This is a genomic window from Candidatus Thiodiazotropha sp. LNASS1 (genome assembly GCF_964212655.1).
Lineage (GTDB): Bacteria > Pseudomonadota > Gammaproteobacteria > Chromatiales > Chromatiaceae > Thiodiazotropha.
On record NZ_OZ156465.1, the window covers coordinates 3928717 to 3944592 of the forward strand.

At 53.2% G+C, this 15876-nt stretch carries 19 protein-coding genes; 10 read left to right on the top strand and 9 right to left on the bottom strand.

Annotated elements, in window-relative coordinates:
- Positions 1–85 precede the first annotated feature (85 nt).
- Both fnr and AB8516_RS17500 read right to left on the bottom strand, forming a co-directional pair.
- On the bottom strand, positions 86–844 hold the full coding sequence (fnr, locus tag AB8516_RS17495; protein ID WP_069125344.1) for a fumarate/nitrate reduction transcriptional regulator Fnr: 759 nt from the start codon (positions 842–844) through the stop codon (positions 86–88).
- A 172-nt stretch (positions 845–1016) separates the two neighbouring features.
- On the bottom strand, positions 1017–1382 hold the full coding sequence (locus AB8516_RS17500; RefSeq protein WP_069125341.1) for a sulfur globule family protein: 366 nt from the start codon (positions 1380–1382) through the stop codon (positions 1017–1019).
- A 340-nt stretch (positions 1383–1722) separates the two neighbouring features.
- Here AB8516_RS17500 and AB8516_RS17505 point away from each other — a divergent pair, with 340 nt between their 5' ends.
- The 5 genes from AB8516_RS17505 to ispD all read left to right on the top strand — a co-directional run bounded on the left by AB8516_RS17505 (position 1723) and on the right by ispD (position 6568).
- On the top strand, positions 1723–3354 hold the full coding sequence (locus tag AB8516_RS17505; RefSeq protein ID WP_369162503.1) for a CTP synthase: 1632 nt from the start codon (positions 1723–1725) through the stop codon (positions 3352–3354).
- Complete coding sequence (gene kdsA, locus AB8516_RS17510) at positions 3351–4184, top strand: 3-deoxy-8-phosphooctulonate synthase (protein WP_369162504.1); 834 nt, start codon at positions 3351–3353, stop codon at positions 4182–4184. The genes AB8516_RS17505 and kdsA overlap by 4 nt, the downstream gene beginning before the upstream one ends.
- A gap of 89 nt (positions 4185–4273) precedes the next feature.
- The gene (gene eno, locus AB8516_RS17515; protein ID WP_369162505.1) at positions 4274–5557 is read left to right on the top strand and encodes a phosphopyruvate hydratase; all 1284 of its coding nucleotides are present in this window, start codon (positions 4274–4276) and stop codon (positions 5555–5557) included.
- A 23-nt stretch (positions 5558–5580) separates the two neighbouring features.
- Entirely contained in the window at positions 5581–5874 is a 294-nt protein-coding gene (gene ftsB / locus AB8516_RS17520; protein ID WP_369162506.1) for a cell division protein FtsB, read from the top strand.
- Positions 5867–6568, top strand: coding sequence for a 2-C-methyl-D-erythritol 4-phosphate cytidylyltransferase (gene ispD / locus AB8516_RS17525; protein WP_369162507.1), 702 nt, complete (start codon positions 5867–5869; stop codon positions 6566–6568). The genes ftsB and ispD overlap by 8 nt, the downstream gene beginning before the upstream one ends.
- 211 nt (positions 6569–6779) lie before the next feature.
- Here ispD and AB8516_RS17530 read toward each other — a convergent pair whose 3' ends face one another.
- Positions 6780–8033: an HDOD domain-containing protein gene (locus tag AB8516_RS17530; RefSeq protein WP_369162508.1), complete on the bottom strand. Its 1254-nt coding sequence runs from the start codon at positions 8031–8033 to the stop codon at positions 6780–6782.
- Between the two features lie 123 nt (positions 8034–8156).
- Here AB8516_RS17530 and ispF point away from each other — a divergent pair, with 123 nt between their 5' ends.
- The 3 genes from ispF to AB8516_RS17545 all read left to right on the top strand — a co-directional run bounded on the left by ispF (position 8157) and on the right by AB8516_RS17545 (position 10971).
- Positions 8157–8642 (top strand): 2-C-methyl-D-erythritol 2,4-cyclodiphosphate synthase, encoded by a 486-nt coding sequence (gene ispF, locus AB8516_RS17535; RefSeq protein ID WP_369162509.1) that lies wholly within the window; start codon positions 8157–8159, stop codon positions 8640–8642.
- Complete coding sequence (gene truD, locus AB8516_RS17540; protein ID WP_369162510.1) at positions 8632–9675, top strand: tRNA pseudouridine(13) synthase TruD; 1044 nt, start codon at positions 8632–8634, stop codon at positions 9673–9675. Before ispF ends, truD begins: the two co-directional genes overlap by 11 nt.
- A gap of 252 nt (positions 9676–9927) precedes the next feature.
- A complete protein-coding gene (locus AB8516_RS17545; RefSeq protein WP_369162511.1) occupies positions 9928–10971 on the top strand; it encodes an Sfum_1244 family protein in 1044 nt (347 codons plus the stop codon).
- 16 nt (positions 10972–10987) lie between these two features.
- On the opposite strand, the gene AB8516_RS17550 is transcribed toward AB8516_RS17545, so the two are convergent.
- Positions 10988–11284 carry a hypothetical protein gene (locus tag AB8516_RS17550; RefSeq protein ID WP_369162512.1) on the bottom strand — a complete coding sequence of 99 codons (297 nt, stop codon included), beginning with the start codon at positions 11282–11284 and terminating at the stop codon, positions 10988–10990.
- A gap of 105 nt (positions 11285–11389) precedes the next feature.
- On the opposite strand from AB8516_RS17550, the gene AB8516_RS17555 reads away from it, so the two are divergent.
- Both AB8516_RS17555 and AB8516_RS17560 read left to right on the top strand, forming a co-directional pair.
- The gene (locus tag AB8516_RS17555; RefSeq protein ID WP_369162513.1) at positions 11390–11809 is read left to right on the top strand and encodes a hypothetical protein; all 420 of its coding nucleotides are present in this window, start codon (positions 11390–11392) and stop codon (positions 11807–11809) included.
- Positions 11810–11819: 10 nt separating this feature from the next.
- Positions 11820–12494, top strand: coding sequence for a Fe2+-dependent dioxygenase (locus tag AB8516_RS17560; protein WP_369162514.1), 675 nt, complete (start codon positions 11820–11822; stop codon positions 12492–12494).
- A 32-nt stretch (positions 12495–12526) separates the two neighbouring features.
- On the opposite strand, the gene AB8516_RS17565 is transcribed toward AB8516_RS17560, so the two are convergent.
- The 5 genes from AB8516_RS17565 to AB8516_RS17585 all read right to left on the bottom strand — a co-directional run bounded on the left by AB8516_RS17565 (position 12527) and on the right by AB8516_RS17585 (position 15707).
- Positions 12527–13111, bottom strand: coding sequence for a sigma-70 family RNA polymerase sigma factor (locus tag AB8516_RS17565; RefSeq protein ID WP_369162515.1), 585 nt, complete (start codon positions 13109–13111; stop codon positions 12527–12529).
- 544 nt (positions 13112–13655) lie between these two features.
- Entirely contained in the window at positions 13656–14000 is a 345-nt protein-coding gene (locus AB8516_RS17570; RefSeq protein WP_369162516.1) for a TusE/DsrC/DsvC family sulfur relay protein, read from the bottom strand.
- An 82-nt stretch (positions 14001–14082) separates the two neighbouring features.
- Positions 14083–14751, bottom strand: a complete 669-nt coding sequence (locus tag AB8516_RS17575; protein WP_369162517.1) for a type I-MYXAN CRISPR-associated protein Cas6/Cmx6 — start codon at positions 14749–14751, stop codon at positions 14083–14085.
- 4 nt (positions 14752–14755) lie between these two features.
- Positions 14756–15526 (bottom strand): hypothetical protein, encoded by a 771-nt coding sequence (locus tag AB8516_RS17580; protein WP_369162518.1) that lies wholly within the window; start codon positions 15524–15526, stop codon positions 14756–14758.
- A 4-nt stretch (positions 15527–15530) separates the two neighbouring features.
- Positions 15531–15707, bottom strand: a complete 177-nt coding sequence (locus AB8516_RS17585) for a sulfur relay protein DsrC (protein WP_069125301.1) — start codon at positions 15705–15707, stop codon at positions 15531–15533.
- Positions 15708–15876: the final 169 nt, after the last annotated feature.

Genomic DNA, 15876 nt, shown 5'->3' on the forward strand with positions numbered 1-15876 from the left:
ACTCCGCCCTGCGGCGTTATCATTCGCCCATTTTCCTTGCCGGATGAAAATAAAGTCCTGGCAGGGCCTATTGTGCTTACAGGCCCTAGACTCGCGACTGACTCGATTTTGTCCTGTCCGTACCCTGAACGATTTCGTAAAGCCGGGGAATATCCAGCAATTGAACGTGCTTTCTCTCGACATGCAGCAGCTGCTCGTCCTGGAAGCGGGTGAACAAGCGGCTGACAGTCTCTACCGCGAGCCCCAGGTAGTTACCGATTTCGTGACGCGACATGCTGAGAAAGAAATCACTGGCTGAGAATCCGCGCTGTTTGAAACGTTCGGAAAAGCTGAGTAGAAAGGTGGCGAGCCGTTCCTCGGCGCTCTTTTTGCCCAGTAGAGTGAGCATCTCCGTCTCCTGGCCGATCTCGCGACTGAGCAGGCGATACATCTGGTGTTGCAGGCTGGGCATGATGGAACTTAAAGATTCCAGTTGAGAGAAGGGGATCTCACAGACCGCAGTGGTTTCGAGCGCGATTGCGGAGCAGTTATGATTGTTGTCCTGGATGGCATCCAATCCTATCAGTTCCCCGGGGAGGTGGAATCCCAAGACCTGTTCACCACCATCTTCATTGGGTGAATAGGTTTTGACTGAGCCACTGGTGATGACCCGGAGGCTGTGGAACTTGTCGCCACCACGGTAGAGATGATCGCCTCGGTGATAGGGACGTCCACGCTTGATAATGGAGTCGAGACGTTCAATGTCTTCTGGGGTCAGTCCCATTGGTAGGCATAGGGTCGAAAGACTGCAGTTTTTGCAGGCGACCTTGATATTTTCAAATGAGACAACTTTTCTGCTAGTCAAGGAACCGCTCCAGCTAAGGGTGCATTCTTGTCAGATGCTTCTTCTCACTTCTATTTTTCCAGAAGTTCTTGATCCGGATCAAGTAATTTTAAACATTTAATTATCTTAGATCATATTGCATAAAAAAAGCCGGCCATTAGGCCGACTTTTTTATGCGCTATAAGCTGGCCGCTTACTTAGCGGGTGCAGCAGGTGCCGCAGGCGCAGCAGGCGCAGCAGGCGGATAGCCGTATGGTGCGCCGTAAGGTGCGCCATAGCCGCCGTAAGGTGCACCGTAGCCGTAAGGTGCGCCGTAGCCGTATGGGCCGTAGCCATAGTAATCACGGTAGTAGTTGTTGCCGCGACCATAACCGGAACCACGGCCGCTGCCACTCATGCCAAAGCTGAAATCGCCGGAGCCATCGCCCCAGCCGTCGCCCCAGCCATCGTTATTCCAGCCACGGTTACCCCAGCCTGGACCACCACCCCACCATGCAGATGCGGTTGTGGAGACAGCTACGAGAGCAGCGACGCTCATGACCTTAGCAAATTTCATCATGCTTTCTTCCTCTTTAAAGATTGATTTTTATTACTGCTTTTTCTATTGAAAAACAATTAGTTGGTCGTTACGTGTTGTGGGTGTATAGAGGCTGATCCCGAGCCTGTTTTAATGTGGTTGGGTCTCGCCGAGTAACTGCCAACTGGTCTCTGTGGTTGTAATTTGCGGAAATCGCCAATCGATTATAGACCCTGGGGAGATAGAATTAAATGATATTCTTGAGCAGTCGCATGAGAGATATCCCATTAGTCCCACATTTATACGATTGAGAGAGGCGGTCTGATCTGTTACTGTTCCCTTCCGTCCGTTCCCCTTATCCAGCACGTTAACTAGAAGTTTCATGACTAGATTTATATTCATCACGGGCGGTGTTGTCTCCTCCCTGGGCAAAGGAATCGCATCCGCATCTCTGGCTGCACTGCTTGAGGCCCGCGGGCTCGATATCACGATGATCAAGCTCGATCCCTATATCAATGTTGATCCGGGAACCATGAGTCCATTCCAGCACGGTGAGGTCTTCGTTACCGATGATGGGGCGGAGACAGACCTTGATCTGGGACACTATGAGCGCTTCATTCGCAGCACCATGGGGCGAAACAATAATTTCACGACCGGCCAGATCTATGACAGTGTGATTCGTAAGGAGCGCAAGGGCGAGTATCTGGGCGGTACAGTACAGGTAATCCCACATATCACCAATCAGATCAAAGAGAGCGTGTTATTGGGTGCCGACGACAATGATATCTGTCTGGTGGAGATCGGCGGAACGGTGGGTGACATCGAGTCGCTGCCCTTTCTGGAAGCGATCCGCCAGATGGGGGTCGAGTTGGGACCGCAGCGGGTGATGTTCATGCACCTGACGCTGGTGCCCTATATCAAGGCCTCTGGTGAAATAAAGACCAAGCCGACACAACATTCGGTGAAAGAGCTGCGCTCCATCGGTATTCAACCCGACATTCTGGTATGCCGTTCCGAGCAGCCGTTGCCTGAAAACGAGCGCAAAAAGATCGCGCTCTTCACCAACGTACCCGAAAAAGCGGTCATTTCGGCGGTAGATGCTGACTCGATCTACCGCATTCCCGTGCTGTTGCACGCCCAGGAGATGGACGAACTGGTCAACCAGCGATTCAACCTGGATCTGCCGCCAGCGGACCTCGCTGAATGGGAGGCGTTTCTGGAAGGCCTCGACAGCCTGGCTGAAGAGGTCAAGATCGCCATGGTAGGAAAATATGTTCATCTTACAGAGGCTTATAAATCGCTCTCTGAAGCCTTGGTACATGCAGGCGTCCATACCGGAAATCGGGTTGTCATACACTATGTGGATTCAGAGCAGATCGAGCGGAGCGGAACCGAGAGTCTGGAGGGAATGGATGCCATCCTGGTACCTGGAGGCTTCGGTAACCGCGGGGTTGAGGGCAAAGTCACCGCAGTCCAGTATGCCCGCGAAAACAGAATCCCCTATCTGGGAATCTGTCTCGGTATGCAGGTGGCGGTGATTGAGTTCGCACGTCATGTCGCCGGATTGGAGGGAGCGCACAGCACCGAGTTCAAGCGCGACACGCCACATCCGGTTATCGGCCTGATCACTGAGTGGCTGAATGCGGACGGCAAGGTTGAGACACGCAACGAAGAGTCTGATCTGGGTGGAACCATGCGCCTGGGTGGACAGCAGTGTCAACTTGAGCCCAACAGTAAAACCCATCATCTCTATGGCCAGGAGGTCATTACCGAGAGGCATCGCCACCGCTATGAGTTCAATAACAGCTATCTGGACAATATTGTCACGGCAGGAATGAAGGTGTCGGGCCGCTCTGTCGATGGGCGACTGGTTGAGATAGTCGAGATCCCTGAACATCCGTGGTTCGTGGCCTGCCAATTCCATCCGGAATTCACCTCCACACCGCGCTATGGCCATCCGCTGTTTTCCGGATTCATCGAAGCAGCGAGAAAGCACCGGGATGGCACGGCATGAAACTCTGTGGCTTTGAGGTTGGGTTGGACCGGCCGCTCTTCCTGATTGCAGGTCCTTGTGTCATAGAGAGTGAACAATTGGCGCTGGATACCGCCGGGGAACTGAATATGCTGACCCAGGATCTCGGTATCCCGTTCATCTACAAATCCTCCTTCGATAAGGCGAACCGTTCATCTGCCGAGAGTTTTCGCGGACCGGGTTTGGAGCGGGGATTGGAGATTCTGCAGCGGGTCAAATCGTCGATCGGTGTCCCGGTATTGACCGATGTGCACGAAGATACCCCATTGCAAGAGGTTGCGTCTGTTGTGGATGTTCTGCAGACCCCGGCGTTTCTCTGTCGTCAGACCAACTTTATCGGAGATGTGGCCCGGCAGGGTTTGCCGGTGAATATCAAAAAGGGACAATTCCTCGCGCCCTGGGATATGACGCATGTGGTCGAGAAGGCGACGGCCTCGGGTAACGACCGGATCATGGTATGTGAGCGGGGTGTCTCCTTCGGCTACAATAACCTGGTTTCGGATATGCGCTCCCTGGCGGTGATGCGTGAGACTGGATGTCCTGTGGTCTATGATGCCACCCATTCGGTTCAGTTGCCGGGAGGCCAGGGTGCCAGTTCAGGAGGCCAGCGTGAATTTGTGCCGGTACTGGCGCGGTCAGCGGTTGCTGCAGGTGTCTCTGGTCTGTTCATGGAAACCCATCCACAACCCGATAAGGCGCTGAGCGACGGGCCGAATGCATGGCCACTGCCTAAAATGAGGGAACTGCTCGAGACGCTGATGGAGATCGATCACCTGGTAAAGGGGAAGGGTTTTGCTGAAACCTCCCTGTGACGCTGTTACAGACACCTTGCCGTAACACGATCCGATTAACTGATATCACCCAATTTAATTACTGAAAGTACACAGAATACGGAGACAATATGTCTGAAATTGTTGATGTTCGTGGTCGAGAGGTCCTCGATTCACGGGGAAATCCGACCATCGAGGCCGACGTGATCACTGCGGACGGCGCCATTGGCCGTGCGTTGGTGCCATCGGGCGCCTCTACCGGCTCCCGTGAAGCCCTCGAACTGCGTGATGGCGACAAGGGGCGCTATTTGGGCAAAGGTGTTTTGCAGGCGGTATCCCATATCAACGGGGCCATCAAAGAGGCGCTGATGGGAATGGAAGTAACCGATCAGACAGCCATCGACCAGTGCATGCTCGATCTGGATGGAACAGAGAATAAATCCAAACTGGGCGCGAACGCGTTACTCGGAGTTTCCCTGGCGGCAGCACATGGCGCAGCCCAGGAGCGAGCCCTGCCGCTGTATTGCTCACTGGCGTCCGGCCCCTACAGATTGCCTGTGCCGATGATGAATATCATCAATGGCGGCGCCCATGCGGATAACAGTGTCGATCTGCAGGAGTTTATGATACTGCCGGTGGGTGCCGGCTCGATTCGTGAAGCGGTACGTTATGGCGCAGAGGTCTTTCATGCCCTGCAGAGCGTATTGAAAAAACGTGGCCTGGCTACCGCGGTAGGTGACGAGGGGGGCTTCGCTCCCAATCTGCCCTCAAATGAAGCAGCGATCGAGGTTATCCTGGAGGCCATTGGCAATGCCGGATTCAGCGCCGGTAAGGATATCTATCTCGGCCTGGATGTGGCCAGTTCCGAGTTCTATGAAAATGGTGTCTACAACCTGGCATCGGAGGGTCGCAAGTTTTCCGCGGCCGAGTTTGCCGACTATCTATCCGCCTGGGTCGATCAGTACCCGATCATCACGATAGAGGACGGTATGGATGAGGGCGACTGGGAAGGCTGGAAACTGTTGACCGAGAAGCTGGGTCGACGGGTACAGCTGGTGGGTGACGATCTGTTTGTCACCAATACCAAGATCCTGCAGCGGGGTATCGATGAAAAAATCGCCAACTCGATTCTTATCAAGGTCAACCAGATTGGCACCTTGACCGAAACCCTGGCAGCAATTGATATGGCGACAGCCGCAGGTTACAGCGCGGTGGTGTCACACCGCTCGGGTGAGACCGAGGATACGACTATTGCCGACCTGGTCGTGGCGACAGGCACCGGACAAATCAAGACCGGCTCGCTTTCCCGTTCGGATCGCGTGGCCAAGTACAATCAACTGATGCGTATCGAGGATCAGCTCGGTGAGGATGCGGTCTATGCAGGTAAGGATGCGTTTCCTGTCACTATCGACTGATCAGTATTGACAAGGCCCAGCCCATGCGAGTCGTGGTTGCCATACTGGTCGGACTACTGCTTTTTCTGCAATACCGCCTGTGGGTGGGCGAGGGGAGCCTGGCTGAAGTCAATAACCTGAAACAGGAGATCAGCCAGCTGCAGAAGGAGCTGGTCGGGTTACGTGAACGAAACCGTGCCCTGCAGGCGGAAGTGGAGGATCTGCGCAGTGGACAGACCGCCATTGAAGAACGCGCCCGCAGTGAACTGGGCATGATCAAAGAGGGAGAGACCTTCTACCAGGTGATAACTCCCAACGAAGAGAAAGGGGATGAGTAGCAAGGTCCGCTGTTGGGTGGTAGTGCCGGCGGCGGGCGTAGGGCAACGCATGGGGGCTCAAATACCGAAGCAGTACCTGAGCATAGCTGGGCGGCGGGTCATTGACCATACCCTGGAGAGGTTCTTGCGCCACCCCCAAATAGCAGGGATATACCTGGCGCTTTCTGCCCATGACGGGCTATGGGAGGAATGCGAGTTTGCCGATGATGCGAGAATTTGCAGGGTCGAAGGTGGAGAGCAGCGCTGCCACTCAGTACTGAATGCCTTACGGGCGTTGAAGTATCAGGCTGCTGTTGAGGATTGGGTATTGGTGCATGATGCGGCTCGTCCCTGCCTCTCTCGCAAAGATCTCGATCATTTAATCGACACCTTGATCAACCATCCTGTTGGCGGTCTGCTCGGGGTGCCGGTCCATGATACCCTGAAATCGGTCAATGCCGAGGGCAATGTTGAGGGAACAGTATCCCGGGAAGGGCTTTGGCATGCCCTGACACCACAGATGTTTCGAATCGGTATCCTCTACCAAGCGCTGGAAAGCGCCGTCCATAAAGGCGCATTGGTGACCGATGACGCTAGCGCTGTCGAACTGGCGGGTTTTCAGCCTAAGATGGTTGAGGGCGATGCGGGCAATATCAAGATCACTCGCCCGGAAGACCTGCAGCTGGCCGCCGATTATCTTTCCCGTTCTGACTGATTTGATGACAAAGATGATTTAGCCGCGAATGAACGCCAATCACCGCAAATGATCGCGAAAAGGGTGATTAGGCTTGATTAGTGTTAACAGACCCTAGGACGAATTATGCCGAATGAATAATCAGTGCCATGGTATTAGTGTCACTGCCTTACTTTTTTATTTGCGTTTATTTGCGGTGATTGGCGTTTATTCGCGGCCTGCTTCTTCTCTATCAGATCGCCAGCAGTTCCCGCAGCTCCCTTATCTGGTCTTTCGCATTGTCTATGATGCCGATAGAGTGCCTCGGGGTTAGCTTGCCGAGTGCCAGCTTATGAAATGCGGGTACCAGGTCCAGGCGGGGAAGGGTGTGTATCCTGGAAGTGCCGACATAGGCATGCAACTGGGCAACAACGACCAAATCAACGTAGTCGGGTTCATGACTGATATCCTCCATCCAATCCTCCGCATGCAGGGCAGCCTGTACGAAGTAGTCTGGAAACTCCCATTTGCGTAGCACCATTGCTCCTACTTCAGCCTTCAGGTGATCGATGATCATATCGAGCTGTTTGGGGTTTTCCTCTAATTCGGGTCTTCGAGTGGCTGCACCGAGGATGGCGAGTGCGCCGATATCGTGCAACAGGCCGCATAACAGGGCCTGATCATTTTCCAGACCGGGAGTGACTTGAGCCAGTTCGTGGCAGATGGGCGCCACGTAGCTGAGGTGTTTCCAGAGATCTACCATGCGCTTTTTCAAGGGTTTTGAGCGGCTGCTGAAAAGCTTACCCAGGGCGAAGCTGATCACCAGATTGTGTGTGACGGAGCGTCCCAGGCGGGTTACGGCATCGGGAAGATTGTCGATCGGTTGCTTGCCTCGGTATGCGGCGCTGTTAACCACATTGATAATCCGTGCGGCAACCGTGGGATCGGCCTGTACCACGCGGGCGATCTCTTCACTGTCGGTATTGGAGTCATTGATAACTTTGGCGATACGCATAGTGATATCGGGCATGCTGGGCAGCTCAAGCGTACCGTTCTTGATTGCTTCATAGAACTCCCAGTAGAGGGTATCTTCCGGGCCTTGCGCATCTTTCAATTCTATGGTCTGGTTGGTACGGGCATTGGCCACCGGCGGAAGACGCTTGATTGCGTCATGCAGCTCCCTGGGTATACACAGCATGTCCACTGCGCTAACGCAGGTAATGTGATCCTTATTGGGTGACTTTTCCGCCAGTGGTGAGAGGCTGCATGGCTGATCGGCCTGGCAGGTCAGCCGTTTTCCATCCTCTGAAACCACCTCGACCTGACCCTCCAACAGGTAATAGATCTGCTCTGTCCGTTCTCCCACGGTTGCAATTCCGACCCCGGCGTTTTGGTGCTCTACATGGGTTTCGCTCAAAACATAATCCAGAACCCGCTTGGGCAGATTTCTGAGGAGAGGCACTCTCTTGATACGGTTGCTTGTGACTGAGGTTACTCTTTGAATCATGTACTTGTCGCTCTGTGGAGGGTTCCTTTGATTGTACGGGCGGTATTTAATCTGAGCTTTACGTACAATGTCAGAACATATTATCGACACTACACTATGACACTTTAAGGTGGGGTGACACGCATGCGTATAGGACAGGGTTATGATGCCCATCGATTTGAACCCGGTTCGCGCCTTGTGCTCGGGGGTATTGAAGTGCCCCATGATCATGGCTTGAAGGCCCACTCGGACGGGGATGTTCTGATTCATGCCCTGTGTGATGCCCTGCTGGGCGCGGCCGGTCTTGGCGATATCGGCAGACACTTTCCCGATGACGATCCGTCCTATGCCGGGATCGATAGCCGGATACTGTTGCGACGGGTGATGGAACAACTCCACAGCAAGGGTTTACAGGTCTCCAATGCGGATATGACTATTGTCGCTCAACAGCCAAAACTGGCTCCCTATTTGGGTGCCATGCGCGACTGCTTGGCCGGGGATCTGCAGCTTGAGGGGCAACGCATCAATATCAAGGCGACCACCACCGAAGGCATGGGCTTTACCGGGCGTGGTGAAGGCATTGCCGCCCTGGCTACTGTGTTGTTGGAGGAGCGTAGGCTTGTCGACTGATCCTCCTTGGCAACCCCTTGAAAAGATGCCGTGCGCAAGCGGCCCTACCCTTGGAAGTGGGGTGATACGCGCTACCCCTGACGATTTTCAGGTAGACGAGATACTGGGCTTCGAACCCGACGGTGAGGGTGAGCATCTGCTGTTGCATATCAAAAAGCGGCAGACCAATACTCACTGGCTGGCCGGGCAATTGGCCAGGCTGGCTGGCATCCCCGGTAATGACGTCAGTTATGCGGGCATGAAAGACCGGCATGCGGTGACGACCCAGTGGTTCTCCCTGCGCATGGCGGGTCGCCCCGAGCCGGATTGGGGACAGCTGGAGAGTGATCTAGTAGAGATTCTGCAGGTGCATCGGCATCGCCGCAAGCTGCGCCGGGGAGCCCTGCGGGGAAATCGTTTTCAAATCCGCATTCGGGATCTCAGCGTCGACAGGGAGGAACTGGTACGGCGTCTGACCCTGCTGCGGGAGCTAGGCATGCCTAACTACTTCGGTGAACAACGTTTTGGCCATGATTACCAGAATCTTGCCCTGGCTGAGCAACTCTTTTCTCGAACAAAGCCGCACATGAAGAGGCAGATGCGAGGATTGGTGATCTCAGCGGTGCGATCTCAACTCTTCAATCAGGTTCTGGCTGAACGTATTGAGCAAGGGAGCTGGAACATGCCGCTGCGGGGTGATTACTTCAAGCTTGATGGTAGTCGAGCAGGGTTTGCCGATGAGCCGGAACAGAGCGCCGATCTTTCACGACGTTGTCAATTGCAGGATATTCATCCAAGCGGGCCTATGTGGGGACGTGGCCGTCCTTTGGTCAGCAGTCTGGCCGCTGAACTTGAATCAAAGGTACTATTGGACTTCGAGGCATGGCGTCATGGTCTCGAATATGTAGGCCTGGAACAGGAACGAAGACCATTGCGGATACGTTTGCATGATCTCGCATGGTATTTCAGCGGAGATGGGTGCCTGGAATTGAGTTTTTTTCTGCCTGCAGGCAGCTTCGCTACCGTATTGTTGCGTGAACTGGTCGACTACTGATCGGATTGGTTGCTGACCGTTTTGGGTGAATCGAAACGACTTGTTTTTCTTCGCATTTTATCCACTCATTGAATACCCTGAAGAATAGGGGTGGTAAAAGGCCTCTGTCGGGATAGGATTGCTATTGAGAGTCAGAATCTTCAGAATCAGTGACAGCCATATACCCGACTCTGTTGCACATGGGTGAGGATGCAGGAATATGAGATTCACCAATAGTGTTCGCCCTCAATATCTTTACCACAAGGCGCACCAATGAAGGGCTCGTTACGCCAATTCTGTTGCGCCGTTCAACGGAATTGTCATATCTCGGATGCGCGTCATGGCGCCGACTATGGTCTCTGTACCTACCTGCTGAAAATGCGCGAATACTACCGCTGGGAGAATGGACTCGACTACGGAGCATCGTTGACCAACGAATCGGTAGGCGAGTGGCTGACACGGCGGGAGCAGCTTTGGGATTCCCTCAGTGATGACGATTTCACCCCCCTGCCGTTTGCAGGCCGGTTATTCGATCCCTTTGATGTGGATCGGATCAATGAACTGCTCGATCCCTTTGGCCTGGTCTATAGCGCGGGCTACGGTTCCAGCAACAAACCCCTCTTTTTCCTTGGCCATCTGGAACGCAGGGAAGAGCCCGGTGGTGCCTCTGTATGGGTTGCCGGGCGTGAACTGGCACGTGATCTGATGGCCCCTGCTGCAATGTGTCAAGGCGATCGAATCTTCATCCGTCAAGAGTCGTTCCGGCGCCTGCTATGGGAGAAGCTGGAAAACTGGCGTTGGCACCGTCCGGATAATGCCATGGGCCGGGCATTTGCCTATTACGATTTTGAGGATGATCTTGAGCATGCCCTCGATCAGATGGTGGAACAGGAGTTGGATGTGGTTCTACTGCATGAGCAGGGTGAGTATCATGCGGGGAAACTGCTGGGCGAGGAATGGAATCAGCTACTGACGGCGCTTGGGCATTCACCGGCTGAATTGATGGTGCGTGCGGTACGCGATCATTGGGCAGACTGTCAGGTTACACTGCCTCGCCTCATCGAGCGGGAAGATCGCGCCTCGGTCCATTTTTTTGTCGGTGGGCTTAGCGGTATGCGTAAAACCCTCTTTCCCAGCCTCATCACCGCCTACGAGAGATGGCATGCAGAGGGTGATTGGCGGCCCCTGAAAGTGTCCATCCAGGAGGGCAGGGAACACTGGTCGGCATTGGCTGGGGAAGTGCTGAAGATCCACCGAGAGCAGCCAAATCAGGCCCGGGTCGATATCAAGTCTTTGCTGGAGGGTAACAAGCTGTAATTGACCAGCAGCCTGTTTATGGCGTCTGGCTGTTGAAGCTTGTCTCTTCCGGAACACCGGTGTTGTCGATGACCACCTGTTTGACATTTGGCATTCGGGACAGGATATAGCCGCCCATCATCAAGGCGAGTTGTTCATTATCGTTTTCCAGGGCGGTTAGCAATTTGCCGGCGACCAGTTGGCAGCGTTGAGTTGGATTAGGGTTTTTTACCCATCTTTGGCCAATTTGCCAACCCCTGTCCATGTCTTTATCCATGTTGTCGAAGGACGTGCGCATGGTTTCAAGATAACCATCGGGGATCTTCAGGTCCATTGACCAGTCATCAATAATTAGATTAAGTTGCATGACCCTGTAAAAATAAAAACTACTTGGTGATTCCGTTGAGAAGCTTCTGCCTCGATCAGGGCTTCAGCAGCTATGATCAGGCTCCAGAGAGGTAAAATCAAGCATATGGATGATCGGGAATTACTCGCATTGGTCGAGCTTGGAGGATATCCCAACTTGGTGCCTCTCTATCAACGCTATGGCTATCGAGTGGAGATGGTCAATTCGGTTCGCAAGGCGCAGGCATGGCTGAAGCGGCACAGACCCAGCGTTGTTGTGGCGGAGTTTTATGCCGATCCTCAATTTCGCGATCGACTCAGTAATCTTGAATCTCTGCTCGCCACGCTTCAGCGTTATCAGGCGAATGCGAATGCGAATGCGAAGGTGATTGTGTTGTTAGATAAAAAACACCTGGATAATTTAGAGAAAGTGAAACAACGCTATCCTGTGCATGCTGTTTTAACCTTCCCCCTCAACGAGCCAGGCATGCAGGCCGTGTTGGAGAATCTGTAAGGAGAAGCGGATGCTGGTGCAAATCGATGATCTTTTACAGCAGGCGCAGTTGGACAAGATCGATCAAATATTGTCGCAGGCGGAATTCGTCGATGGCAAGTTGACTGCAGGCAAAGCGGCACAGCGGGTGAAAAACAACCAGGAGTTGAAGGGTGAGCCAAGGCAGATGGAGCTGCTGATACGAATACTCACCAGTGCCATGGCGAATAATGTGACCTTTCGTTCTGCGGTCCTGCCATACCGCATGGCAGATCCTATTTTCGCCCGCTACCAACCGGGCATGACCTATGGCGACCATGTGGATGACCCGTTGATGGGGCTCAGCGGACAACGCTTTCGCAGCGACGTCTCAATGACAATCTTCCTGCGTGAACCCGAGACCTATGAGGGTGGGGAGTTGGTGGTGCGCACCACATTTGGAGACAAACGGGTAAAGTTACCTGCGGGCAGTGCGGTGATCTATCCCTCATCGAGTCTGCACCATGTCGCTGAGGTGACCAAGGGAGAACGCCTGGTGGCACTGGCTTGGATTCAAAGTTACGTGCGGGATCCGGCGAAACGTGAGCTGTTGTATGAACTGGATCAAGCCAGGGAGCATCTGTTGGCAACGGTGCCGGACACAGAGAGCACCGGTTTAGTGGACAAGTCCTACACAAATCTGTTGCGGATGTGGGGGGATGTATAGTTGCTGCCAGACTGTGGTGTTCACTCTCGAAGTCATGTTTCCAAACACCCCCTCAGTTGCTCCAGGCCTCTGCGAATCTGTGTCTTGACAGTACCTATCGGCGTATTGGTCCGGCTGGCAAGTTCACTGTGTGTGAGGCCTCTGAAATAGGCCAGACTGATCATCTGTCGCTGGTTTTCATTCAGTTGATCCAAACAGGCCATAAGTTGGGTTTTCTCTTTGCTATGTGAACAAAATTGCAACGGCAGAGGCTGTGTGTCTATCTGTTCTATGAAGCTATAGCCATCAGACTCCATCACCTCCCGCTGACGTCGCCGTAGATGATCAAGCGCCTGGTTACGAGCAATAGTCGTCATCCATGTCATCGGTGCCGCCAGATGGGTCCGATAGCTTTCCGCTTTATTCCAGATCTTGATATAAGCATCCTGCAGGCACTCTTGGGCAGTCGCCTCTCTGTTCAGTATATGCAGCACAACACCGTACAGTTTTGCCGACGTGAGTTGATATAGACGGGCGAACGCACTCCGGTCATTCAATGCACAAGCAGCCAGGAGTTCTTTTAGTTCTTGATTTCTCTGGTTATTATATTTTGGTTGTTCTTCGTTTACGCTTGACATGACCCACTCCTAGGGAATGTTCTGAATGGTTGTATTGAGCGTAAAGCGTAGATGTCTAGCTATCGTCACAGATATATAACAATTTATGAATGCACAGTCAGAACGGAGAGGGTGGCGGTTGCCTGTAATCCCAACCGAAAGATCTGTCTCAATAATAGATACTGATCACCCTTGAGATACGATCTGTCCCCGCACCATATCGAGTGATACAGATAACTCTGTATTGTTTAGAAGGCCTGTCTTCATGGAAATCGAGTGGAGGTGACGATCTCGAACTGTGGGTTTATCCAAACATCGAAGTGCATGGAATGATAATCGTTAACCGGGTGCATCTGCAGTGAGTTTGGTTGTTATATGCGGGTGGGCAGGTAAAGCTCAGATTCATGCTGCATCGTATGGTTGAGGATGAGCAACTATAAGCGGACCCAATGGCGGATATGGGGAGGTCTATCGGAATGACACGACCGTACCCTGCAGAATCAACTCAGGGTACGGCTGCCTTGTTTGGAAAGTAACGACGTCAGTCGTTTCGCATCATATTCAATCAGTAACCACCCTTGCGCTTGGTCTCGGGCAGACCGGCGATTTTGCTTGCCTGTTTCGCCGGTCCCTTGGGGAAGTGAATGTAGAGGGATTTTGCATCCACTTTGCCCTCGTCGGTCCACACACCCTTGAAGTGTTTGACCATATTGCGCTCGTTGGGCTGGTTGCCATTGTTATTGAAATATTCGTCGCGCAGAAAGTTGATGATTTCCCAAGCCTTTTCGCTCAGATTGATGCCTTCGCTGTCAGCGATGGCCTTGGCCACATCCTCGCTCCATTCAGTGTGATCGACCAGGTAGCCGTTGGCGTCGGCCTCAATAGTTTTACCGTTTACTTCATAAGACATTGATCTCTCCTTACAAACAGATACAACGGCGGGGTCATTTCCCCGTCTATTTTGGAATTTATTCGGTTATAGGCGCGGTATCTTATACAGTCTTGTGTGGTACAAACAAGCCAAAGCCGCGAATTCGATGAGGGCCGATACCGTACTCCTGTAATGTGACCGCATCGTCCAGGGATAATCCGGCGACCATCAGGCTACGGGTAAGGAGTGGTGCCTGCGGGGTGGTGAACAGGGTGCCTTTACCGCACAGTACCTTTTTAAAACGCAGGTTGAGAGACTGCAATGACTCGACCGCAGACTGAACAAACTCATCCTCGCTCTGACCGGTCTCACAGGCCAGGTAACGGCAGTAGAGCGTTGTGGTCATTGCGAGAAACCGGGTGTGCGACTTGCCGATCTCCATTGCAAATCCATCGATGTCCAGGGTTTTACCGCTGAGTTCGGCGGCATCGTCGAGCCTCTCTTTTGGCAGTCTCAGGATCAGAGGTGTGCGACGAGAGAGATAGAGGGTTTCGCCACCGTCGCTGGGCCTTTCCCAGCCATTGCCTGAGTCGGCGCCGTAAATCAGGTGGAGACCGGCTTGCGGCTCCAGGGGAAACCAGGGCAGTTCTCTATGTATCGCATCGGAGAGGGACCAGGCATGGTCGACGGGCAGAGAGGGGCATTTGATCCTGAATATCAGATCGACCACATTATCCGGTACCACAAACTGCTCTTCATCCTGTTCTTCCTGCCAGAAGGTCGCGTTCATTTAATCAAACCTCGTCGGCTGGGATTTTCGCCCGCAGAGCATCCCTGTCGAACCACCAGTCTCCATCGATGATGACTTCGAGTACCTTGGCCAACCTGGGTAGAAACTTGCCCGGATCGTTCAATTCCATGCGCTCGACCCAGAAATCGAAGATCTCCTGCTCTTCCACTTGACTGTGGCGTCTGGCGACCTGGCCAAGCAACTGGTTGGTAAAGAACTTGAGATCCTCACGCTCCTGCCCCTGGGCACGGATATCGACCACGTAACAGGCGGTCACCGCAGCCACTGCCGCACCGTCTGATTTGTCGGGGGTCTCATCGATGAGATGTTGCAGCATGGCCACGCTTAGCTCGGGGTCAATGGGGAATGTCACACCTAGCCAGATTCCGTGGGCCAGCGCCTTGATCGAATTCGTCTGCTCCGATTGGTAAAGGATGTCGCAGGCTTCAACGGCCCTCAGCCACAACTCCTCGTCGAGTGCCTGATCCAGTACAATTTTACCGATCTGCCCGGCCTCCTGCCGCCTGTCCAGGTCGAGAAGGATATAGGCGGATTCGAGCTGTAGTTCAAGACGCTTGTCATTGGGGACATCATCAGACAGGGCAGACAGCTCTTCACGCTTCTCGTCGAGTTTGAGCTGCAGCAGCTTGCTTGATTTTATCGCATCTTCCGAACTCTCGTTGTCACCGATAAAGGCTTCAGATTCCAGGTACTTCACAATAATCTTCTCAGTTGTTGCCGGGGCCTGTTGACTGACCCTGAATGTCTCTGTCACGACCTCAGGTGAAAGTCGCTTCCAGGCGGTCTTCCCAATTGTCGGGGGTGTCGGAAAAAGGGGGTTTGACATCGATACGAAAAAACATCTCAGTCTTCGACCTTTCCTTCACCACCTCCAGCAGTCTATCGAAGCTATCGACCTCTGGGTGTTGCATCATTAATTCACTCAAATACAGCATTTTTGACTTTGTCCCTGCGGTCTGGCGATTGCCGTAGCAAAACGCAGTAAAATACTCAGGTATTGATATTGAACATCATGTGGGATGCTCGATCAAGGCTCTTCTGACCAAGTTTATCGGTAAAACCTACCCTTATGAAAGTAAGGGAGTGTTTTGAATATTAGAAATG